General features: G+C 48.6%; 19 protein-coding genes. 11 read left to right on the top strand and 8 right to left on the bottom strand.

Features of this window, described 5'->3' with window-relative positions:
- Positions 1–53 precede the first annotated feature (53 nt).
- The 3 genes from IC229_RS07505 to IC229_RS07495 all read left to right on the top strand — a co-directional run bounded on the left by IC229_RS07505 (position 54) and on the right by IC229_RS07495 (position 2,478).
- Positions 54–812 (top strand): SAM-dependent methyltransferase, encoded by a 759-nt coding sequence (locus tag IC229_RS07505; protein WP_190886326.1) that lies wholly within the window; start codon positions 54–56, stop codon positions 810–812.
- Positions 813–995: 183 nt separating this feature from the next.
- Positions 996–1,589: a TetR/AcrR family transcriptional regulator gene (locus IC229_RS07500; RefSeq protein ID WP_190886325.1), complete on the top strand. Its 594-nt coding sequence runs from the start codon at positions 996–998 to the stop codon at positions 1,587–1,589.
- 22 nt (positions 1,590–1,611) lie between these two features.
- Entirely contained in the window at positions 1,612–2,478 is an 867-nt protein-coding gene (locus IC229_RS07495; RefSeq protein ID WP_190886324.1) for an SDR family oxidoreductase, read from the top strand.
- Between the two features lie 62 nt (positions 2,479–2,540).
- On the opposite strand, the gene IC229_RS07490 is transcribed toward IC229_RS07495, so the two are convergent.
- Entirely contained in the window at positions 2,541–4,979 is a 2,439-nt protein-coding gene (locus IC229_RS07490) for a TonB-dependent receptor (RefSeq protein WP_190886323.1), read from the bottom strand.
- A 175-nt stretch (positions 4,980–5,154) separates the two neighbouring features.
- Positions 5,155–6,063 carry a ClpXP adapter SpxH family protein gene (locus IC229_RS07485; RefSeq protein ID WP_190886322.1) on the bottom strand — a complete coding sequence of 303 codons (909 nt, stop codon included), beginning with the start codon at positions 6,061–6,063 and terminating at the stop codon, positions 5,155–5,157.
- 191 nt (positions 6,064–6,254) lie between these two features.
- Here IC229_RS07485 and IC229_RS07480 point away from each other — a divergent pair, with 191 nt between their 5' ends.
- The gene (locus IC229_RS07480; protein WP_190886321.1) at positions 6,255–6,557 is read left to right on the top strand and encodes a winged helix-turn-helix transcriptional regulator; all 303 of its coding nucleotides are present in this window, start codon (positions 6,255–6,257) and stop codon (positions 6,555–6,557) included.
- Positions 6,558–6,659: 102 nt separating this feature from the next.
- Here IC229_RS07480 and IC229_RS07475 read toward each other — a convergent pair whose 3' ends face one another.
- From IC229_RS07475 to epsC, 3 genes are all read right to left on the bottom strand, one after another.
- Entirely contained in the window at positions 6,660–7,529 is an 870-nt protein-coding gene (locus IC229_RS07475; RefSeq protein WP_190886320.1) for a YitT family protein, read from the bottom strand.
- A 98-nt stretch (positions 7,530–7,627) separates the two neighbouring features.
- Entirely contained in the window at positions 7,628–8,536 is a 909-nt protein-coding gene (gene cysK, locus IC229_RS07470; RefSeq protein ID WP_190886319.1) for a cysteine synthase A, read from the bottom strand.
- A 54-nt stretch (positions 8,537–8,590) separates the two neighbouring features.
- Positions 8,591–9,436: a serine O-acetyltransferase EpsC gene (gene epsC, locus IC229_RS07465; RefSeq protein ID WP_190886318.1), complete on the bottom strand. Its 846-nt coding sequence runs from the start codon at positions 9,434–9,436 to the stop codon at positions 8,591–8,593.
- 231 nt (positions 9,437–9,667) lie between these two features.
- On the opposite strand from epsC, the gene IC229_RS07460 reads away from it, so the two are divergent.
- The gene (locus tag IC229_RS07460) at positions 9,668–10,900 is read left to right on the top strand and encodes a PQQ-dependent sugar dehydrogenase (RefSeq protein ID WP_190886317.1); all 1,233 of its coding nucleotides are present in this window, start codon (positions 9,668–9,670) and stop codon (positions 10,898–10,900) included.
- Between the two features lie 86 nt (positions 10,901–10,986).
- Positions 10,987–11,484, top strand: a complete 498-nt coding sequence (locus IC229_RS07455) for a methylated-DNA--[protein]-cysteine S-methyltransferase (protein WP_190886316.1) — start codon at positions 10,987–10,989, stop codon at positions 11,482–11,484.
- Between the two features lie 123 nt (positions 11,485–11,607).
- Here IC229_RS07455 and IC229_RS07450 read toward each other — a convergent pair whose 3' ends face one another.
- Complete coding sequence (locus IC229_RS07450) at positions 11,608–11,976, bottom strand: hypothetical protein (RefSeq protein WP_190886315.1); 369 nt, start codon at positions 11,974–11,976, stop codon at positions 11,608–11,610.
- Between the two features lie 89 nt (positions 11,977–12,065).
- Between IC229_RS07450 and IC229_RS07445 the strand changes: the two genes are divergently transcribed.
- Positions 12,066–12,692 carry an isochorismatase family cysteine hydrolase gene (locus tag IC229_RS07445; RefSeq protein ID WP_190886314.1) on the top strand — a complete coding sequence of 209 codons (627 nt, stop codon included), beginning with the start codon at positions 12,066–12,068 and terminating at the stop codon, positions 12,690–12,692.
- 2 nt (positions 12,693–12,694) lie between these two features.
- On the opposite strand, the gene IC229_RS07440 is transcribed toward IC229_RS07445, so the two are convergent.
- On the bottom strand, positions 12,695–13,735 hold the full coding sequence (locus IC229_RS07440) for an MBL fold metallo-hydrolase (protein ID WP_190886313.1): 1,041 nt from the start codon (positions 13,733–13,735) through the stop codon (positions 12,695–12,697).
- A gap of 174 nt (positions 13,736–13,909) precedes the next feature.
- Between IC229_RS07440 and IC229_RS07435 the strand changes: the two genes are divergently transcribed.
- Complete coding sequence (locus IC229_RS07435) at positions 13,910–14,563, top strand: response regulator (RefSeq protein WP_190886312.1); 654 nt, start codon at positions 13,910–13,912, stop codon at positions 14,561–14,563.
- 203 nt (positions 14,564–14,766) lie between these two features.
- Here IC229_RS07435 and IC229_RS07430 read toward each other — a convergent pair whose 3' ends face one another.
- Positions 14,767–16,836 carry a tetratricopeptide repeat-containing sensor histidine kinase gene (locus IC229_RS07430; RefSeq protein ID WP_190886311.1) on the bottom strand — a complete coding sequence of 690 codons (2,070 nt, stop codon included), beginning with the start codon at positions 16,834–16,836 and terminating at the stop codon, positions 14,767–14,769.
- 345 nt (positions 16,837–17,181) lie between these two features.
- Here IC229_RS07430 and IC229_RS07425 point away from each other — a divergent pair, with 345 nt between their 5' ends.
- The 3 genes from IC229_RS07425 (at position 17,182) to IC229_RS07415 (ending at position 21,193) form a co-directional block, all read left to right on the top strand.
- A complete protein-coding gene (locus IC229_RS07425) occupies positions 17,182–18,879 on the top strand; it encodes a trypsin-like peptidase domain-containing protein (protein ID WP_190886310.1) in 1,698 nt (565 codons plus the stop codon).
- Between the two features lie 138 nt (positions 18,880–19,017).
- Positions 19,018–20,235, top strand: a complete 1,218-nt coding sequence (locus tag IC229_RS07420) for a serine/threonine-protein kinase (RefSeq protein WP_190886309.1) — start codon at positions 19,018–19,020, stop codon at positions 20,233–20,235.
- Positions 20,236–20,248: 13 nt separating this feature from the next.
- On the top strand, positions 20,249–21,193 hold the full coding sequence (locus IC229_RS07415) for a Stp1/IreP family PP2C-type Ser/Thr phosphatase (RefSeq protein WP_190886308.1): 945 nt from the start codon (positions 20,249–20,251) through the stop codon (positions 21,191–21,193).
- Positions 21,194–21,200: the final 7 nt, after the last annotated feature.

Raw genomic sequence — 21,200 nt, 5'->3', positions numbered from 1 at the left:
GCTTAATACAGACAACTGTAAACTGACGACTGTAAACTGTAAATTACTCACTTATGTGGTATCACGATTTTTTTTACGGTTTGCCGCAGGAAGCCTGGAAGGCCGCCCAAACAGACGAACAGACGCAGCTTGACCTCGAACTGTTGGTCGAAACGCTGGAATTTGGTCCCGGCGACCGATTGCTGGATGTGTTCTGCGGGTATGGCCGTCATGCGATACCGCTCGCCCGAATGGGGGCCCGACTAACAGCTATCGATATCTCGCCGGAATACATCACCGAACTGGAGTCGGTGGCCAAGGCAGATAAACTGGCGGTTAATTCCATTGCTGGTGATTTTCTGACAGTGCCGCTTACTGACCTTGGCAAAACGGGTTCGTCCGATGCTGCGTATTGTTTAGGCAATAGTTTTAGCTTCTTTCCCCGGCCCCAAATGCTATCTTTCCTGAGTCGAATTGCCGATTTATTGAAGCCGGGAGGCCGTTTTCTGGCCCATTCCGAAATGATTGCCGAGTCCATTCTACCCGATTATCAGGCACGTAACTGGCAGCCTGTAGGTGATGATATATTATTTCTAGCTGAGCATCAGTACGATCCGCTTGCCAGCCGGATAGATGCCCAGCTTACCTATGTGCGTGAGGGCGAGATCCAGCAACGTAGTGCTCAGTACTACGTGTACACGCTGGCTGAGTTGGTTCACCTGTTTTCAGAGGCTGGCCTAACAGTGATCGGTTGTTACGGAACGGTTGATGGTGATACGTATCAGTTGGGTGATGAAGCAGTTTGGATACTTGCCGAAAAAGAAAGTTACTGATGGAGTGACCATCGGTTAGGCTGGTTGTCTACAAAATAGATACGTATGGAAATTTTTGGCCCGTATTTGGTAGTTAAGTAGTTTTTTTTTGAAATTCTTCCAGATACTTTGGACAATATTGACATAATATGTAGTTTACACTCAATTTAACACCGTTAACTGAAGACTGAGTACCTATTACTTATGGAAATAATCGAACGTAAGCCGCGAAGCCGCGAGCAGACCCGCTCAGGCATCGTAAAAACGGCGAAGTCGATTGCCCGACGAGAAGGCTGGCAGGCCGTCTCGATTCGTAAAATCGCCGATGCCATCGAGTACAGTGCGCCCATAGTTTATGAATATTTCGACAGCAAAGATGTGCTGTTGGACGAGATCCGCAACGAAGGTTTCCGCCACCTCTACCAGGAATACGACCGCATCCTCAAGCTCTACCGCGACCCCGAAAAACGCCTTTACGAAATCTCCGTGGTACAGTGGGAGTTCGCTCGCCAACAACCCGAAATTTATCAGGTAATGTATAATCTGGCCGGTGCCTATTGCACAATGCCGGTTTGTCGATCTGAGATGATGCAGGCGGTTAGCGATATTGTCTGCCAAACACTTTTCTCGTTCATTCCTAAGTCGAAGGAGAGTATAAAGCGGCTTTATTTCCAATGGTGGGCGTTGTCTCACGGGATGATTACGCTGGCCATGCTGCTTAAAGATGAGCAGCCTGTTGAGCAGTCAGAGCAGATCTATTGCGAAACGATGCGTCGATTTGTACGTCAATTAAGCTAGGGCGCAAAAATTCTGGGTCTTTATGCGTGTCGCCATTATTGGCGCAACGGGTATGCTCGGCCATCCTGTTACGCTTGAACTCATCCGGGCAGGGCATACTATTCGTATCATAGCCAGAGACGTAGCGAAGGCGAAAGCCCTCTTTCCGCAAACTGAAGTCGTACCAGGCGATATTGAAAACGCAACCAGCCTGACCGATGCTTTGCAGGGAATGGATGCCGTCTACCTGAACCTATCTGTCAAACAAACGGAGAAACAGAGCGATTTTCATACTGAGCGTGAAGGGCTTACAAACCTGATTCAGGCTGCTCATCAGGCGAGGATTCGCCGGATTGCTTACCTTTCATCCATCGTTATGCGTTATCAGGGAACGAAGGGATTCCACTGGTGGGCATTTGACGTCAAACAGAGCGCCGTTCGTCTTTTGAAAGAATCGGGTATTCCGTACAGTATTTTCTATCCATCCTGTTTTATGGAAACGATCAGCGGCCCCCAACGTGCCGGCAAATCGATATTGCTGATTGGTCGATCAGCCATAAAACAGTGGTATGTAGCAGCACAGGATTATGGGCAGCAGGTTGCTAAAGCGCTGTCCATAGCGAAGGAAGGCGAGCCTCAGGAATATGTAATTCAGGGGCCAGAACCAGTAACCCAACACGAGGCTGCTGAACGTTTTGTAGCAGCTTATCCGAACGGAAAACTACGTGTGCTGACGGCTCCTGCCTTGCTGATGAAATTTGCGGGATGGTTCACCGCCATGGCGAATTATGGCTGGCACATTACCGAGGCCATTAATAAATATCCAGAAACCTTCGAGGCCGCTCAAACCTGGACTGACTTAGGAAAACCTGAAATCAATATTGAGCGGTTTGCGAAACTGAGTCAATAGTCGTTAGTCGATTGGTTAGCAAGAAGTATAAACTGACCACGAACGACGAATAGACTATAAGTTTACGACGCACCTCCAGCCCGGCGTTTTTCGTCTTCTGCACCACCCGTCCGACGGCGCGACGGGGCTATGGTATCACTGCCGAACCGATACGTGAACGAAGCCGTGGCAATGCGAGTATCCTGCCGTTGATTGAACCGCTCGACGTAATTCGCATAAGCTGCCGTAGCGTGTACCGGATTCGTGTAGAAAATATCGGTCACGTTCATACGTAGCGTGCCTTTCTTACCCCACATGGATTTTTGAACGGCTACATTCAATTGCCCCAATGGTCGAATATCAAGAAACCCATACAACTCTCGCGATTGATACCGCCCCGACAAATCGGCCGTCCAGCCACGACCCAGCGTAAACGTACTGGTGCTGTTGAGTGTGTAAGTAGGGATGCCCCGGTTGATCGACGTACCAGCCAGATTACCAATAAACCGGTTGTAGTAGGCCACTACGTTGTTATCAATTGTCCACCACGAAGTCGGTTGTACGGGAACGGCCAGTGTTATCCCGAAATAATCTGAACGAGTTAAGTTCTGAAAGGTCGATACGGCCTGGCGGTTTCCTTCGGGAGCGGGTTGTATTACGTCGACAATGGGCTGGTCAGTGCGGGTGTAAATAAACGACGTAACGAATTTCTGCCTGAATGTATGCGTCAGTTCGATGTTATAGCTCGACTGCGGGAAAAGCGATGGGTTGCCAGTGAAGTACGTAGTGGCGTCGATATAAGCACGGAATGGGTTCAACTGGTTGTATGTCGGTCGGTCAATACGTCGGCTTAGCGACAGGCTCAGATCGTGTAGTTTTGATACCGATTGTTTGAAAAAAATGCTCGGAAATAACTGGAAATAATTCCGCTCGAAACCTGTGTTCCCACTTATCTGATAACCCGTTACGTTGGTTTGTTCACCCCGCAGACCTGCCTGAATGGTTAATTTTTTGAACGTTTTGTTCAGATTAACGTAGAGCGCATTAATGTTTTCGTCGTACCGAAACTGGTTGCTTTTTCCCGTATCAATGACGCTTATGCCTTCGCTAATGTTCTTGAACAGTACGTTATTGTCTGAATGAACCCAACTCATTTTCACGCCCGCGTCGAGCCGCAATTTGTTGGAAAACGTGTGCGTGAAATCAGCTTTTCCCGAACGAATGTCCAGCGCACCGTTCAGGTTGCCATCTAACGTAGTAGGTGTTCGAACCGGAAGCACGAACGTAGTGGCCAGCGTCTGGAGCCGGTGGGTTTCGTAGTGGGCGATGTCGCCATCGACGGTCAATTCACTACGTCCGGTCGAGTCGAAACTGTGTTTGAAATTGACGTTAAGTGCCCGGTTGGGTATTGAGAGCGTTCGGCGGTTAGCTGATTGATAGTCAGACTGTAACGCGTTCTGCTCATCGAATGTCCGGGTAGCGTTGGTAAGCTTCGCTTCGGCATCCATCGCTAGACCATTGACCACGAATCCGAGTAAGGTTCGTCTCGAGAGGCTATAATCCAGCCCTGCGCGGTACGTATGCGTAACGTAATTGGTTTTGCCCGAATTCGCCTGATCGCTGCTGCCGGCAAACTGATTATTCTGGTAGAAATTCCGATGCAGATCCAGTTGCGTGTATACGTTGCGGTCACTGTGGTTATAGCTCCCGAACAGATTGAGTTTTTTATGGCGATGATTCAAAGAAAGACCCGTCGAGAATTTACCGTAGCGGCCATAGCCATAACTCACGTTAGCACTGCCGTTGGTACCTTGCCGACCATCTTTTTTGAGTTTAATCGAAATGATGCCTGCGCCACCGGCCGCATCGTATTGGGCGGGCGGATTGGTGATGAGTTCAATTTTCTCGACCGAATTGGCTGGTAACGCCCGCAGCATATCGCCGAGTTCGGTGCCTGTCATCGGAACGCGTTTACCATCAATGAGTACCAATACACCCTGTTTGCCACGTAGTGCCAGGTTATCGTTCTGATCGACCGTAACGCCCGGTGCGCGACTCAGTACTTCCAGCGACGTAGCACCGGCACTGAGCGGACTGCCCTCTACATTGACTACAATCCGGTCGATTTCGCGCTCGAAAAGGGGCTTTCTAGCCTGTACGGTCACTTCCTTCAACTGCATCTTTTGACTGGGCCTTAGTTGGATGGGGGCCAGTGTCTGGTCGATGGAAGAAATCGCAAAACGGGCTGTCTGACTACGTTCAAAACCAACCTGCGAAGCCGACACAAAATATTCCCCTGCCGGAAGTTTATCGAATCGGAACGTACCACTTTCGTCGCTGAACTCGGTTTTCACGACAACTGAATCAGCCGCCCGGTGCAGTGCTACGGTTGCAAATTCGACTTTGGCACCATGTTCGTCACGCACAGAGCCCGAAACAATCGGGTCTTTTATGGCAAATGTGGTCGTAAAACGGAGGAGAAGGACACAAAATAGTAGGCCAGCGCGTAGAAAAAACGCCATGTGGAGTAACGTTTAGGTTGATGAAAACACGAATTTCGTTCAAAAGACGAACCGTACCCAACGTAACGCGGCACTTCTCCACAAGCGGCCTAAAACGCGTATCAACGGGGAAAACGATAAATGCGGTATGAAGTATGATGTCTCTCTCTATACATCATACCTCATACATCTTACTTCAATTCTTATTGCTCCACAAACTACCGTTCTTCGTGTCGAGCTGATTCAGATGTCCCTGGATGGTCAATTTCTGTAAATAAGCCTCACTGTCTTGCCGGGAGATGCCCGACAGTTCTGCAAATTCACGAGCAGTGAGTGAAGGATACGTTGAGAATAGGCTTTGCCACTTTGTATCAATTACTTCCTTCGTTGCTAATGGGTGCAGATTCTGAACCGCTTTCTCGTATAAATCGTAAGGCTTAAATCCATAGACAATTTCCTGTCTTCCCAAATTATCCTTAAAGAACAGCGTTGGGAACCCGCGCACTCCTAGTTGTCGGCCGAGTTCTAAATCTTCCTTAAATAACGTTCTGGCTTTGCCATCGTAGTCGACTCTCAATTGCGTACTATCTAGCCCGACAGCCTGAGCCGCTTCTGCCAGATGCGCCCACTTCGTAATGTTTTTCTTTTGCAGAAAAACCATCTCCCGTATTCTGCGCAGGAATTTGACCGCTTTCGCATGATCCTGTAACTGAGCGGCCTTGAAGGCAATCGAAGGCGGATACGAAGAAGGCAGCGGATCTTCCAGCCAGATATCACCGTCGATAGGCATATCGTAGTATTGACTGACCTCGTCCCAATGGTGTGCTACGTCGGAAGGCTTACTGATTCCTCCGCTGTTGTAACTCCAGTCTGGCAGTAAACCACCCATCCGATATTCTATTTCCAGGTCGTTGCCATATTCGAGTTTTAGTTTTCTCAATTGTGGCTCGATGCCCCAACAGGTCGAACAGATTGGATCGGTATAGTAAATGACTTTTACTAATTTGTTCGGTTTATTGTTTTCGTCGAACGTTGAGAAATCTGGGATTTGGCACTGACCCGTTTCCAGATCGCATAGAAGCGGATTGATGTTCTGATTTTCCATGTTAATCTGAGTTACTTTAAAATGGATTTTGTTAAATCCATGATAAATCCATTTTGTATTTTTCGAAAAAGCCTTCGTCAGGAATTCTGAATTAACTTTGTCAAAAGCCTGTTCTTCGCTTTCGCCTATAACTTTCCAGCAAAGTTGGTACAGGTTATGGCATACAGTCAATTAGTCAAAAAAAGTTGACTATGGAAAAGATACAAATAAACGATAATGGCTGCCCTGCCGAGGAGTTATTAAGGTTGCTTTCGGGGAAATGGAAACCGCAAATTTTTCGGATGGCTTTGAACGGTCCTCTCCGATTCAACTCATTATTACGTCAAATCGAGGGAGCGAACAAGCAGTCGCTCGCTTCGGCCCTTAAAGAATTAGTGGATGAGGGTTACCTGGATAGGGTGGTAGTTAAACAAAAGCCTTTACACATCGAATATACATTGTCTGAGAAAGGGAAAATGTTAATACCCGTCTTTGTTCAATTAGAGACATTGTAGGGATCGTAGTCAGACTGGCCACTACGTTCAACCCGCCCTCGCTACGTTTGGAAGCAACAAATCGGTTCTGAAAAGCGATTTTACAATTGACCTTCGACTCACCTAGTGCATCGGCAAGCTCTTCACTTTGCCACCCGCTACGTCGTCTACGCTGTGCTGGATGATAAACGCGTTTGGGTCTAACTCAGTGACCATTGAACGCATTCGGCTGATTTCCAGTCGCGTGATGACAGTGTACAGCACACTTTCTATTTCCTGGTGGCTACCGTGTTTGCCGTACCCACCCTGGCCACTAAGAATGGTGATACCCCAGCCTTGCTCAATAATTTGTTTCTGAATGGGTTCAGGGTTTTTCGAAATAATCAGAATGGCCGTATATTCTTCAATACCATGAATCACAAAATCGACCGTTTTGGAGGCTGCGAAGTACGTAATCATCGAATAAAGTGCTGGGCCGACGCCCAGGAAAAATGCCGCAGCACCAAAAATTGCTACGTTCAGGCCCAGAATCACGTCGCTGACTTTGAGCGTGTGGTTGCTCCGGCTGATGAGCAGGGCGGCAATTTCTGTACCGTCTAAAACAGCACCACCGCGGATGGTCAGACCAATACCGGCGCCAATGAAAAAACCACCGAAAACCGCCGTCAACAGAAAATCGGGTGTTACGTCTGGGTAGGGAACAACGGCCAGACTGATCGAAAGTCCAGCGATGGCCAGCGTACTTTTCAGGGCAAACTGACGACCAAATTGCCGGTACCCCAGGCCAATAAACGGCAGGTTTATCATCAATAACCAGAAAGGCAGCGGAATTTTGAAGAGATTAGCCAGCAACATGGAAATGCCCGTGACACCCCCGTCGATGAAATTGCTGGATGTCAGAAAGCCCTTAATGCCCAGCCCTGCACTGAACACACCGGCTACAATAAAAATTGTATCTTTTATGATTCGATAGGTATTTGTTTGTCTATACATAAATAACGTTGATTAAAAGTCGATACGAAGGGTGTCGGCCTTATGCTTTGATGAATAAAGGAATAGGTATAAGCTGAATTGCTTACGAGACAGATTGCCTAATATAAACCTTCTATCGATAAATACCGCTCACCGGTGTCATAACAGAATGTTAAGATCCGACCACCGGGCGTAATATCGGGTAATTTCTTTGCGACAGCCGCCAGCGACGCTCCTGACGATACGCCGACGAAAACACCTTCTTCACGAGCCGACCGGCGTGCCATGTCGTAGGCTTCGTCTTTACTCACCTGAATTACGCCGTCCAGTATTTCAGTATGCATAATCTGAGGAATAAATCCCGCGCCAATGCCCTGAATGGGGTGCGGTCCCGGTGCGCCACCGCTCAGTACAGCTGATAGTTCGGGTTCAACGGCGAAGACTTTCAGCGCCGGAAATTTTTCCTTCAAAACCTTACCCACCCCCGTAATATGACCACCCGTACCAACGCCTGTAATCAATACGTCGAAACCTTCGGGGAAGTCGGCCAGAATTTCCTGAGCCGTAGTACGTATGTGTACATCGATGTTGGCCTGATTTTCAAACTGTTGGGGCATCCAGGCACCAGGGGTTAAAGCTACCAAATCATGCGCTCGTTCAATGGCTCCTTTCATACCCTTTTCGCGTGGTGTCAGATCAAATTCGGCCCCGTAAGCCGCCATGATTTTCCGCCGTTCAATGCTCATGGATTCGGGCATCACCAGCACGATTTTGTAGCCTTTCACAGCCGCTACCATCGCCAGACCAATACCGGTATTGCCAGAAGTCGGCTCAATAATTACGCTTCCTGTTCTGAGCAACCCCTTGTCTTCAGCGTCCTCGATCATCGACAGCGCAATCCGGTCTTTAATGCTGGCACCGGGATTAGCCCGTTCCAGTTTCGTCCAGACTTCATAGCCCGGAAACAGCCGATTGATACGTACGTGAGGAGTTTGGCCAATAGTAGCGAGAATGGAGGAGGCTTTCATAAAATGAGTCGTTTGTCAAAACTGGAAAGCGCCGGCTGCCGGCGCCTTCCAGTTTTAAATCACAAAATTGATCGGTTCGAGAGACTCTAGCGACTTCAACCGAACGTCGGTTTGGTGCTGATGAAATACGAGTGAATGCGGCTCTACGCTGCTGGTGAGCCAGACGTTACCACCAATTACTGAATCATGACCGACAACGGTATGACCTCCCAGAATGGTCGCGTTGGCGTAGATCACTACGTTGTTTTCGATGGTTGGATGACGTTTTTTCTGCGCCATCGATTTCGCTACGTAGGTAGCTCCCAACGTAACGCCCTGGTAAATCTTGACATTGTTGCCAATAATCGTGGTTTCGCCGATGACCACACCCGTCCCGTGATCGATGAAGAAGGATCGGCCAATCGTAGCGCCGGGGTGTATATCGATACCCGTTTGGCCGTGGGCATATTCGGTTAGCATACGGGGTAGGAGCGGAACTCCCTGTTGCAATAACTCGTGAGCGAAGCGGTAAACTGCAATGGCGTAAAAACCCGGATACACAGCAACAACTTCCTCAACACCAATCGAAGCGGGGTCATTATCCGCAATCGAGTGCGCGTCGAGCAGCAGACTGTCATAAATGGCTGGAAGCCGTTCGAAAAAACGCTCAGTAATTATCGCCGGACTTTCGGTCAGGTTTTTTTCGAGCGGACAAATCAGGTTGGTCAATTGATCGTGAAGGGCCTGATACGTTTCTTCGACATGCTGCGAAACCGATTTACAGTCCTGCGTAACCGGGAACAACAGCCGCATAAGCTGGTCGATAAAACGGCCGGCATCAGGCCGCGATGGGAGTCGGTAACGGTAGCGGGCCCGCTGGGTTTGCAGGTGTTCTAGAAAACTGCTGGTATCGGTGGTCATACGTTTAGCGAATGTATGGCATCAGGAAAAACGGAATTTAGACAACGGATGAACGTTTTTTCGTGGAAACCACGCCCCGTTCTGGGGAAACACTACACCCTGCCGTTCATTCGTTTAACGAATAAATACAGCTTCTCTGTTGCCTAACTCCTTGATTTTGGAACAAAAAGTAGGCCGCAAAGTTCGCCAAGTACAATTGGATTCTGATTTGCAGACAAAATAGGTAGTCAAATGAGCCAAATTGTCATGATAACCAAAACTATAGTCACCTTTGTCATTTCGCTGGTGGCTACGTCGGTAGTTTCGTGGTTTGTGGCGTCGGCCTGTAAACCGACCAGCAAGGACGACGTTACTATAACCGATTCAACAAACACAGGCACGGCAAAAATTACGACCGTTAATGCCTACCCAAAACTGACCTTCAATTCGCCGGTAGAATATACGTTTGCTAACGACGGTACCAACCGGGTTTTTGTGGTTGAACAGGTCGGACGTATCCGCGTTTTCGACAACGACATAAATGCAGCTTCGGCTGGAACGTATCTCGATATTAGTTCGAAAGTAGCATCGGGTGGCGAAATGGGATTGCTTGGCCTGGCCTTCCATCCCAATTTTCAGCAAAACGGTTTCTTCTACGTCAATTATACCAAAGACAACCCCCGCGAAACCATTGTGAGCCGTTTCAAAGCGTCGTCGGCCAGCGCTGCGCAGGTTGACCCAGGTTCGGAAGTTATTCTGTTTCGTTTTGAACAGCCGTATACGAACCACAATGGCGGAAAAATTCTATTTGGAACAGATGGCTATTTATACGTAGCAACTGGCGATGGCGGCAGTGGGGGCGACCCGCAAAACAACAGCCAGAATCGGGCGAGTTGGCTTGGTAAAGTGCTACGTGTAGACGTAAATAGTACGGAAAAAGGTCAGTATGGCATTCCAGCCGATAATCCTTTCAAAGGAAATACAAGCCGTTATCTCGAAGAGATTTTTGCTTACGGCTTACGAAATCCCTGGCGTATGAGCTTCGATGATCAGGGGCGACTTTGGGTGGGCGATGTTGGTCAGGGGTCTCTTGAAGAAATTGATATTGTTACCAAAGGAGGGAATTATGGTTGGCGAATCAGGGAGGGCAGCAAAGACTTTAACGCCAGCGGCAGCACCACAAATGTAGCAGAGCTTATTCCGCCCGTTTTTGAATACGGACGTAGCCAGGGCGACGTATCGATTACTGGTGGTTTGGTCTACCGAGGGCCCAATAATCCAGGTTTAACGGGCAAATACATATATGCCGACTACGCCAGCGGCCGTGTCTGGGCGTTGACGATGAACGGCAATCAAGCGGCTGGCAATCAGGAAATAATCAGGAGTGCAGGTTCTATTTCTGCTTTTGGTGAAGACCAGAAGAAAGAATTATACCTGTGCGACCTTAGTTCCGGCAAGATTCTGAAACTGTCGACGAACCAGTAGATAGGTAGCTTGGCCAGGCTACAAACAGAAAGCCCATTGCAGACGCAGTGGGCTTTCTGTATCTTCGGCACGTAGTAACGAGTCGTATGGCAACTGTAGTATTTGAGTCTCCTCTTGGTCTGGTACGTATCACTGGTGATGAGCAGGGTGTTTCATCCATTTCCTGCATCGATGTTCCTGAATCAATGCCCGCAGATGGGCCAACCGATACGTTGCCGGAACCCGTTCAACAAGCTGTTCAGCAACTTCATGAGTATTTTGCCACTACGCGCCAGACGTTCGATTTCTTACTCAACCCAAGTGGAACAGCGTTCCAGCAAACAGTGTGGCAGGCGTTATTGAACGTACCATTCGGCACTACGTTGTCATACCTGACCCTCACCCGACGTATCGGCGATGAGAAAGCAATTCGGGCGGTGGCTGCGGCCAACGGGCGGAACCCACTCTGGATTGTTGTGCCCTGTCACCGGATTATCGGTTCAGACGGGTCGTTGACGGGCTATGCGGGTGGTCTGTGGCGAAAAAAATGGTTGCTTGAACACGAAGGCGCTTTCACCCGAACGGGCCAGCTTTCGTTGTTTTAAAGCGATTAAGATCCAGCGTGTTTGAAGATTATAAGGCTTGATAGATTATGATAGCTCATTGCTACGTTAGGACGTTCGTCGTGTTGAAAACCACCCGTCCAACTTGTTTGAACCAGGCAATTGTCACGTTTTGGCAACAATTTTATAAGTCACTCCACCTTCGACAGTATTGAGGGTTAGTGTCCCATTCGTAATGTCTCCATTTGCATTTCCAGTAGCAGTGATGGAATATGATTTTTGAAAAGTAATTGCAGCAGGTGTTCCTGTCAGTGTTACGTTTGGTATAGTGCCGGAACCGGTTGCTGCAGTTTTTAATACCATATCCACTACGTTAGTACTAATTCGGTTTACAGTCATTGCAAAATTTGCACTGGATGGTAGGGCAACGGCTGTTGCTGAATGAGTTAAGCTATTTACTACGTAGATTCCTGCTGTAGCAGCTGGGTCAGGGTCAACACTATCTTCATTGAGATGAGAAACCTTCCCTAACATTTGCTAGCCGTGTTTAGCCGAATGCTATATTTTTTGGTTATATGTTCGGGGCACTTTCGTAGCTGTGAACCGTAGTAAACCTAACGTATATGAAAAATAAAGAAGGCGACCTGCACGGTAACGTACCGGATTCCTCGCCGATCGTGCTGTTGATTATTGATATGATTAATGACTTGGAATTTCCGGGTGGGGATGAGTTGCTGGAAACCGCCCGACGTATCGCCGACCAGATTGCTACGTTGAAACAGAAGGCAAAAACACTACGTATACCTGTCGTCTACGTCAACGATAACTTTGGTCGCTGGCGGTCCGATTTTCGGGAGGTAATCGACCACGTTCTGAGTGATGGCGTTTTGGGCCAATATCTGGCGGAAGTGCTGAAACCTGAAACGGATGATTATTTCGTGCTCAAACCAAAGAATTCCGCTTTTTACGCCACTACGTTAGATACACTTCTGACCTACCTGAAAGCGAAGCACTTGATTCTGACAGGCATGAGTACCGATTCGTGTGTTTTGTTTACTGCCAACGACGCCTTCCTGCGCGATCTGAAACTCAGCATACCTTCCGACTGTGTAACGGCTATAAAAACTACTCATTCAGAGGATGCGCTGGCATATATGAGACGGGTTCTACAAGCCGATACCACGCCTGCTGATGCGCTTAATCTGGAGGAACTATTGAGCAAATATGGCCTGGTTTCTCAAGAAGACTGATCTCATTTAAACACCATCGGGTGACCTTCTTTGGGAACCAGAAACTGCTGGTGTGGTACGTTCTTTTCCTGAAGCGCTTTTTTTAAGTCGTCGGCGGGTTCGAACAGGCCATCGTCTCCCTGTTGGAACGTACCAAAGTGGATGCCTACAGCCTGTTTAGCGTTAATATCGATAAAAGCCTGCACAGCGCCCGCAGGTGATACGTGTACGGGAGCCATAAACCATTCCGGTCGATAGGAGCCGATGGGCAACAGGGCTAGTTTTATCGGGCCGGTTTTGCTACGTTCGGCCTGCGTGGCAATGTGTTTAAAATGAGGCCCGTAGCCACTGTCTCCGCAGAAATACGTAGTGCCGAAACTCGTATGGAGCAGATACCCACACCAAAGGGTTTCGTCGCGGTCGCCCATCCCCCGGTTGCTGAAGTGCTGGGCTTGCGTACAGCTCAGCGAGAGTTTTGGGTTTATCGTAAGGGTATCGTTCCAGTCCAGTTCGCGCGTGGTACGTCCGTCTACGGATTTGGGTAAGTACGATACACCCAACGGCGTAACAAACAAAGGGTTATGCATTTTTACCAGCTTTTTGAGCGTCGGTAAATCGAGATGGTCGTAGTGATTGTGGCTCAGCAGTACGACGTCGATAGGAGGGAGTTCCTCGAACCGAAGCCCCGGCGGCCGTTTCCGTTTGATACCCAGCCACGACGTTGGTCCAACTCGATTCGACCAGACGGGGTCAGTCAGAATGTTCAGGCCGCTCGTCTGAATCAGGAACGTAGAATGGTTCACGAACGTAAGCACCAGACTATCACCTTCAACACGGGTGGCGGGTTTCGCACCGACATAGGCATCGGGCTGATCGGGCCAGGGGCCTTTATCCCGATTGAAGAGCCATTTCAGCAAACCCCCTGACGTTCGCTCTGGCATACCTGGATTAAAGAATTTCTTTCCGTCGAAATGGTCCGTAACAGGACCTTTGTAGTGCGGGGCGCAAGCCGACATTGTCAGCAGAAAACCGGTAATTACAAGCAGGGGAACAAGAGCGTACATGACGTTGAAACACAAAGCAGACGTACAGAATTCAAATTAGTCGGGAACGTAACGCCGAAAGTTTGCTCCTTTTGCTGGTTTCTACCGGTTTAGACTGACCATGAGGATTGTCAATCGTCTAAACAGAGCTTATCTTTGGCTAATCCTGTTCCTCTACACTGACCCATACGTGTTATGTCTGCTCCAATCCGTGTCGTTTTAACCGATGACCACGAAATTATTTTAGATAGTTTATCCTTGCTCCTGAGCCGTATCGATGGCGTTGAGGTTGTTGGTACGTTCAACGACAGCCGCGATGTTGCTGGTTTCATAGAGGAAAATGAAGTCGATATCCTGCTAACCGATATGGACATGCCCGACCTGAATGGCATTAATCTGACGCTACAAGTACGTCAACTGTTTCCACAGCTCAAGGTGTTGATGCTGACGGTGTCGGAAGATGCCGATAAAATTCGGGAAGCTTTTCGGGCTGGTATTTCGGGCTATGTGATGAAGAAAGCCGGAAAAGCCGAACTGGAACGGGCACTGAAGACCCTGGCCAGGGGTGAAAAATATTTTTCTGAATCGGTAATGAGTCAATTGATGGCGTTGCCTGTTGAGTCGGTCCGTCCTACGGATGAAGCCCCGGCACCGCTGGTTCCGCTCACCGACCGCGAAATTGAAATTATCAAGCTGGTAGCGCAGGAATTATCGACCAACGCCATTGCTGATAAGTTATTCATCAGTCCCGGAACCGTTGAAACACACCGGCATAATATCCTGCGGAAACTGGGTGTGAAAAACTCAATTGGCATTATTAAATATGCCGTGAAACATGGGTTATTGTGAAGAACCGTATAGAGTTTTCTTTGACAGGATTTTTGTCATGCTGACGCAGGAAGCATCTTAACGTTTCCTAACTAACTTGTTTCAATGCTTTAAGATGCTTCCTGCGTCAGCATGACAAAAACACTCAGTTGTGGACTTGTGCTCTAAACGTTGAACGGCATTATTTATAGAATAATGGCATTCGCTACAATCTCGAGAAAATGTTACGCAGCAAACGGAATCCGTACATTAACCTGCGTGCCTCCTTGCTCACGGTTCGAAATTTGGCACGTACCGCCAAGCCGTTCCAGTCTCGATTGAATATTCTGTAAACCAATGCCGTTTTGTGGTCTTCCGCTGGGTATGCCCTGCCCGTTGTCCTGTACGGTTAAGGTTAGAAAGCCATTCTGACGTAGCAAAGCAATATCAGCCTGACGCGCTTTGGCGTGTTTAAGAATGTTGTTGACAAGCTCTAACGTAATGGCGTATAGTTCGTAAGCTGTTTTCCCTCGCACATCTTCACCTGACTGATCGACTTCGAGCATGAATTTTATGCGGTTTTGTACGTTCAACGTATCAGTCAGTTTAATAAGTGCGGCCTGCAAACCTTGTTTCTCCAGAATTTCGGGCATCAGGTTGTGCGAGATGGTACGTATATCGTCGTAGACTTCGCCCATGTGTTCGAGCAGGCGGCCATGTTCTTTCATCTGATCGTCGTCGAATCGGGCCGTATCAAAGGCTTCGAATCGCCATTTTAAGGCCGATACTTTAGCCGCTACGCTATCGTGCAATTCACTGGCTACCCGTTTTCGTTCAATCGTCTGACCCCGATAAAGGGCTGCTTCAATTTCGGCGTTCTTCTGCGATAACTCTACGTTCTTACTTTTTAGTCGTCGATTGCTCCAGAATACATAGCCCAGAATTCCTGCTCCAACCACAAGCAGCGCAATCAGAAAATTACGGAGTTGTTCAAGTTTGTCATTTTCTAATGATTGGATGCGGGCTTCCTGCTCAACCTGTTTCAACCGGGTAACCTGTTGTTTTTTCTCGAAATCATAGGTCATGCTGGCTACTGTTGCCTTTTGCAAAGCTTCTTCGTTAAGCATGGTATCGGCTTCGGCTTTGTACCATTTATAATAATACAGCGCTTTGGTCGGTTGACCCAGATGGTCGTAGGCATCGGCCAACTGACGTATATACTCAGTACGTTCGGGACGCATCTCTTTCACGTCTTTAGTCCAGTTGAGCCCCTCCTGCGCCGACGTAACGGCTTTGTCGTACTGCTTCAGTGCCAGATAAATCTTTCCGAAATTCGCCTGTGCGTTGTGTTCAATAACATCCTGCGATTTTTCGACAGTTTTTCGGTACGTTTCATCTGATAAACGACTGTTAACTAGTGCCTTGTCGTATTGTTTTAACTGAATATATATCCGACCCAAAGCCCCATAAGCGCGTGCCAGTGAACCGGGTTGATACGGATTGGAGTAAGCCTTTATCTGGGCCTGATAGAGTGCCAACGCCTGCGTATACTGCCCTTTTTTCTCCAGAATTTCGGCCTGTCGACCTACCAGAAACATTTTAACCATTTCATCATTCATCTGGTCGGCCAACTTTTTGGCTTGAGTAAAACAAGCCATGGCTTCGTCATATCGATTCAGTTTTAGGTAGGCCATACCCAGATTGGGGAGAGAAGCCCGTAGACCCTTTACGTCCTGAATCGACTCCTGTATGCGTCGGGCATTGAGCCATAAATTGATGGCTGCTACGTAGTTACCTTCGCCCATTTTCATAATAGCCATTTCATTGTAAGCCTGGGCCTCCCATTTGCGGTCGGGGGCCTGCTGAAATTTTTGCAGTGCCTTTTCCAGCAGCGTCCGGGCTTCGGGCAACTTACTCATTATATTTTCGTAGAGCTGCGCCCGGCGGAGAAACACCTGCCCCTGCAACGATAAATCCTTAATGGCAATCGCTTCATTCTGAGCCGTATCGAGTTGCGCATGCGCCGATTTTGTATCGGATAAGTAATCGGCTTCAATACGGGCGAGGGCCAGTCGTGCACGAATTTCGCCAGCGGGGTACTTTGCTTTCTTCGCCACTGCCATCGCCTGATAAAGCGTTTGCCGCGCCAGTGAGTCATATCCGTTCCACCACAAGTTAGTCGCCAGCTCATGCATCATTTTCACCCGGTTGGAGTCGACGGGCAGTTTGGTGAGCTGATTACGTAACGAATCAATAATTGGGTTTTGCGCCGAAGCCAACGTACAGGTCAGGCAGAGGAGGAGGACGTAACGCATGAAGGTTTTAAAGAGCGAAAGAGTGAATGAGTGAAAGAGCGGTTAGCTAGCTTTATTTTTCGCTCGTTTGTGACTCTAAAATTCGTATTTAACTGCCTCAAAAGCAAGATATAACCTAAATTCTCATCCGCTATTAATCACTCTATTATGGCTACTCCGACCGCTCTTTCACTCACTCACTTTTTCGCTCTTTAATACGCCTATAGGAAAACCTATAGACGCAAAATATAGGTTTTCCGACCCGCAAATCCGGGCATTCCCCGATTTCCCACCGACGTAGCATCTGCCAACTTTGTATCAGTCAAAACGACAACAACTTATCACCTCAAAAACATATAAGAAATCATGGCAACCCTCGTTAACCGCTACGTCATTCGTCACCTTACCGGTACCAAAGCAAATCAAGTCGAAGAGTTCGATTACAAAAAACACAATGAACTGACCTTCGGACGGGCTGCTACCAACGTAGTACGTTTCGATCCCGAGCGCGACTCAGCCGTTTCCCGCGAACATGGTAAAATCGTTCGTGAGTCGGGTAAACAATTTGTCTTTACGTTGGTCGACAACAATTCCCGCAACGGAATTTTCGTCAACAAAAGCCGCATCGCTGGTTCGACTCAAATTCAGCCCGGCGACGAAATTCAATTAGGTCAGGGCGGACCGGTATTCCAGTTCGATTTGAACCCACGTCCGGCCGAACTGATGATGAGCACCCGCGTTGTCGATATTCCGGAATCGTTTAAACCTACCACCGAACTGATGCTGACCGAGCCGGTTGGCGGATCGCAGGAGAACGATCTGGCTATGCCGCCTAAAGTTGGTTTGGGTAAGCAGACGGTAGAACGGATGATGAATACGGAACGTCGGAAAACCAACAAATCGGTATTCCTAAGTGTATCGGCCCTGTTGGTGCTCCTGTCTGGTCTGGCATTTATGTTAAAGGATAAAATCAAACCTGAAACGGTGCATGTGCATCACCACGAAAAAACGGAAGTAGTCAAAGCTGCCAACAATGGCTTATCGGCTGAACAAATTGCCTCGACCAACACCAGCAAAATTGTGTTCATCGAATTTGGCTACAAACTCATCCACACCAACACTGGCGACGATATCTACCATGAATACATGCCGATTAAACTGCCCGACGGACGTATCGTGAACAAAGCGATCTACATCGAAACCGCCCAGGGTAAAATCGAACCGCTGCTAGGTCTGAAACGTAACGTAGCAGTTGGCAAGCCTATCGCGATGGCAGGTGCCAGCGGAACCGGCTTCGTTGTGTCGCCACAAGGGCATATCATGACCAACCGCCACGTAGCAGCCGCCTGGAATTCTTACTACAGCTTCCCGCAGGATGCGTTCCCTGGAATACTATTGGTGGAAGGAGCAAAAGGCTGGGAAATCAGCGCTCAGCCTGTTCAGGAATTCCGCTGGGTGCCTTCTGAAACGCAGTTTTTTGGCAAAAAACCAATGTCGGGTAAGCTCATCGAGGGTGTGAATACCTATATGGACGTAACGTTCAATAAAAACGAACAACGCTTCCCAGCCGAAGGCAAACCCATCGTATCGAGCAAACACGACGTAGCACTCATCAAAATTGGCCTCGCCGAAACACTGACTCCGGTTAAACTACGTGACGCCGACAAAACGATTGCCCCAGGTCAGCCAATCACGGTTATGGGTTACCCCGGTATTTCGCCAGACGTCTATGTAGGTGAATATTCGTCGGACTTTTCAAATCGGAATCCGCAGATCGTAAAAGTGCCTGACGTAACGGTAACACCTGGTAACATCGGTAAAATACTACGTGGTCAGACGATGGGCAAAGCAGCAGCTTACTACAGCGAATTTGGTGATTACTACCAACTTACGGCCAACGCAACGGGGGCTGGCAACAGCGGAGGACCGGTGTTCGACAACGAAGGCAACGCTATCGGGATTTTCTCCGCCAGCACGAGCCGCGATGACGCCACCCGCATTACGTTCGCCATCCCCATCAAATACGGCCTGGAACTGATGGGCCGTCGGCAAGTGGTAGAATAAAATGAGTCAACAGTCTTCAGTCAACAGGTTTCAGTTAGCTAACACATAGTTCTCTTGGCTGATAATCAATCACAAACTGAAGACTATTGACTAAAAAGCTAAAGACTAACGACTTAAATCTGTAAACGTAATAACCTCATGTCACCTTCTCATCCACTTCTCTACCGTGTTGTTGCTGGCTATCGCCTGACCGACTACGTCGGAGCAGGAGGAATGGGGGAGGTGTTCAAGGCAACCCACCTCGAAACGGGAAGACTGGCAGCGGTGAAAGTGTTGTACCGGCCAGAGTTTACCGCCCGGTTTCGTAACGAAGCATCCGTTCAGGCTTCGGTTTCGCACCCAAATATTGCCGCTCTTTACGAATTTAATTTACTTGACGAACGGCCAGCCTTAGTCATTGAATGGGTTGAAGGTCAGTCGCTTGATGAAGTGATACGTCGGCGGGATCGCCTGAGCAACGACGAGGCTACCCGGATCATCAAACAACTGGCCAACGCCATGGCTCACCTGCACCAGATGGGCATTATCCACCGCGATTTGAAACCATCAAACATTCGAATTCAGCCCAACGGTCAGGTGAAATTGGTGGATTTTGGTATCGCAAAAGGACGCTTTACTCCTCAACTGACAAAAGTTGGGCACGCCGTTGGAACAACCGAATTTATGGCTCCTGAACAGTTTCGCGGACAGGTTGATGCAAAATCAGATGTATGGGCGCTCGGTGTCCTTCTCTACGAAATGACGACGGGCCATTTACCTTTTGATGCGGCTAATCCGCTTCTTCTACGCCACCAAATAGAACGGGGCCAGTTTACCCGCCCCCAAATGCTGAATCCAGCGCTTTCTCAGGAACTTGCTACGTTGATCAGCAGTTGCCTGAACGCTAATCCAATTAAACGGCCCGCTGCTGCCGACATGACAGCACTACTTGGAAAACCCGCTGACTCACAGCAACTTGTTCAAAATGCTTTTGCGTTATTTGCAATCCCTTTGAGTGAACTTTCCGATTCTATTCACACATTCCGTTACTGGCTGGTTGGCCTTGTTCTGGGTATTGGCCTACTTACTTTTTTAGCGAATCAGGGAACAGCAGACTCGAAGAATGACACTAAAGAAGACGTAACAACCGGAACACCTGTAGCCCAATTTGAGCAGATTCAGGTGGAAGTACTCAACGCCGACTATGATATCGAGTTGGTTTCGCCTGATGGTACGGTGCAAACCAAGGAGCCTTTCATGGTTAAACGGACACCCGGAGAAGCTTTGCCGATTACCATTCGGCATCAGGGCGTTGAGCAGCAGTTTACGATTGATCCCGAAGTACAGAATTTATATCAGTGTTATTTTGACCGATAGCAACTACTAACACATGAAAAATTTCATTAAACGGCTATTCGGGCAAAACAACCCCGCAGCACTTCCCGAAACTGCCGAATCAGTTATCGAGCCAACGGTTTTGACGCCAACGCCCTCAGGGGAATCGATTTTTACGGGTGAAGTAAATGCCATTGTTGTTTCCGATTTGGGTAATGTTCGCCAGAATAATGAAGATACCGGTCTGTTTGTGCGTCTGGCGGATGAAGGTGTTCGTCGGACAAAAGGGTATCTGTTGCTGGTAGCCGATGGCATGGGTGGGCATCTGGCCGGAGAAGTAGCCAGTCAGATGGCCGCCGAACTCGTGAATCGGGAGTATTTCCAGCATAACGAAAACATCGAAAAGAGCCTTTCGCGGGCGTTTCAGATCGCAAACCGCCAGATTTTTGAAGAAGCCCGTTTGCACGATACGTTCCGGGGCATGGGTACTACGTGTACGGCCATCGTGGTGCATGAGCAGCAATTGTATTTTGCGCATGTCGGCGATAGTCGGGCGTATTTGTTCAAGGCTGGCCAGTTAATTCAGATAACACAGGATCACACCTACATTCAGGAATTGCTACGTAAGGGAGACATAAGCCCGGAAGCAGCCGCCAGTCACCCCGAACGGAACGTATTGACCCAGGCGATGGGTACGAAAGCCAGCGTTCAGATCGACCTGGGCCGCTGCATTTTACCGTTCGACAACGGTGACCGGCTGATGTTATGTTCGGATGGTCTGTACGAATATTGCCTGGAAGCCGATTTTGTTCGCATATTACAGCAGCAAAGCCTGCACGATGCTGCTACTGAGTTGGTTAACCTGGCTAAAAGTCGTGGTGGCCACGATAACATTACGATTGTGCTGGCCGAACGTATCATGGCTGATGAGAACCCGTTGCCAAAGGAAACCCGCGAAATTGATGTGCCCTTCACCCGTGATATTGAACTTCCTCAATGACTACTAC

The sequence above is a fragment of the Spirosoma profusum genome, assembly GCF_014699005.1.
GTDB lineage: Bacteria > Bacteroidota > Bacteroidia > Cytophagales > Spirosomataceae > Spirosoma > Spirosoma profusum.
The sequence above is the reverse complement of the archived record's forward strand: the minus strand, read 5'-3'. Positions and strand labels throughout refer to the sequence as shown.

Coding starts and splice junctions, on each gene's coding strand:
- IC229_RS07505 (WP_190886326.1), top strand. CDS start 54: ATGTGGTATCACGATTTTTTTTACGGTTTGCCGCAGGAAGCCTGGAAG.
- IC229_RS07500 (WP_190886325.1), top strand. CDS start 996: ATGGAAATAATCGAACGTAAGCCGCGAAGCCGCGAGCAGACCCGCTCA.
- IC229_RS07495 (WP_190886324.1), top strand. CDS start 1,612: ATGCGTGTCGCCATTATTGGCGCAACGGGTATGCTCGGCCATCCTGTT.
- IC229_RS07490 (WP_190886323.1), bottom strand. CDS start 4,979: ATGGCGTTTTTTCTACGCGCTGGCCTACTATTTTGTGTCCTTCTCCTC.
- IC229_RS07485 (WP_190886322.1), bottom strand. CDS start 6,063: ATGGAAAATCAGAACATCAATCCGCTTCTATGCGATCTGGAAACGGGT.
- IC229_RS07480 (WP_190886321.1), top strand. CDS start 6,255: ATGGAAAAGATACAAATAAACGATAATGGCTGCCCTGCCGAGGAGTTA.
- IC229_RS07475 (WP_190886320.1), bottom strand. CDS start 7,529: ATGTATAGACAAACAAATACCTATCGAATCATAAAAGATACAATTTTT.
- cysK (WP_190886319.1), bottom strand. CDS start 8,536: ATGAAAGCCTCCTCCATTCTCGCTACTATTGGCCAAACTCCTCACGTA.
- epsC (WP_190886318.1), bottom strand. CDS start 9,436: ATGACCACCGATACCAGCAGTTTTCTAGAACACCTGCAAACCCAGCGG.
- IC229_RS07460 (WP_190886317.1), top strand. CDS start 9,668: ATGAGCCAAATTGTCATGATAACCAAAACTATAGTCACCTTTGTCATT.
- IC229_RS07455 (WP_190886316.1), top strand. CDS start 10,987: ATGGCAACTGTAGTATTTGAGTCTCCTCTTGGTCTGGTACGTATCACT.
- IC229_RS07450 (WP_190886315.1), bottom strand. CDS start 11,976: ATGTTAGGGAAGGTTTCTCATCTCAATGAAGATAGTGTTGACCCTGAC.
- IC229_RS07445 (WP_190886314.1), top strand. CDS start 12,066: ATGAAAAATAAAGAAGGCGACCTGCACGGTAACGTACCGGATTCCTCG.
- IC229_RS07440 (WP_190886313.1), bottom strand. CDS start 13,735: ATGTACGCTCTTGTTCCCCTGCTTGTAATTACCGGTTTTCTGCTGACA.
- IC229_RS07435 (WP_190886312.1), top strand. CDS start 13,910: ATGTCTGCTCCAATCCGTGTCGTTTTAACCGATGACCACGAAATTATT.
- IC229_RS07430 (WP_190886311.1), bottom strand. CDS start 16,836: ATGCGTTACGTCCTCCTCCTCTGCCTGACCTGTACGTTGGCTTCGGCG.
- IC229_RS07425 (WP_190886310.1), top strand. CDS start 17,182: ATGGCAACCCTCGTTAACCGCTACGTCATTCGTCACCTTACCGGTACC.
- IC229_RS07420 (WP_190886309.1), top strand. CDS start 19,018: ATGTCACCTTCTCATCCACTTCTCTACCGTGTTGTTGCTGGCTATCGC.
- IC229_RS07415 (WP_190886308.1), top strand. CDS start 20,249: ATGAAAAATTTCATTAAACGGCTATTCGGGCAAAACAACCCCGCAGCA.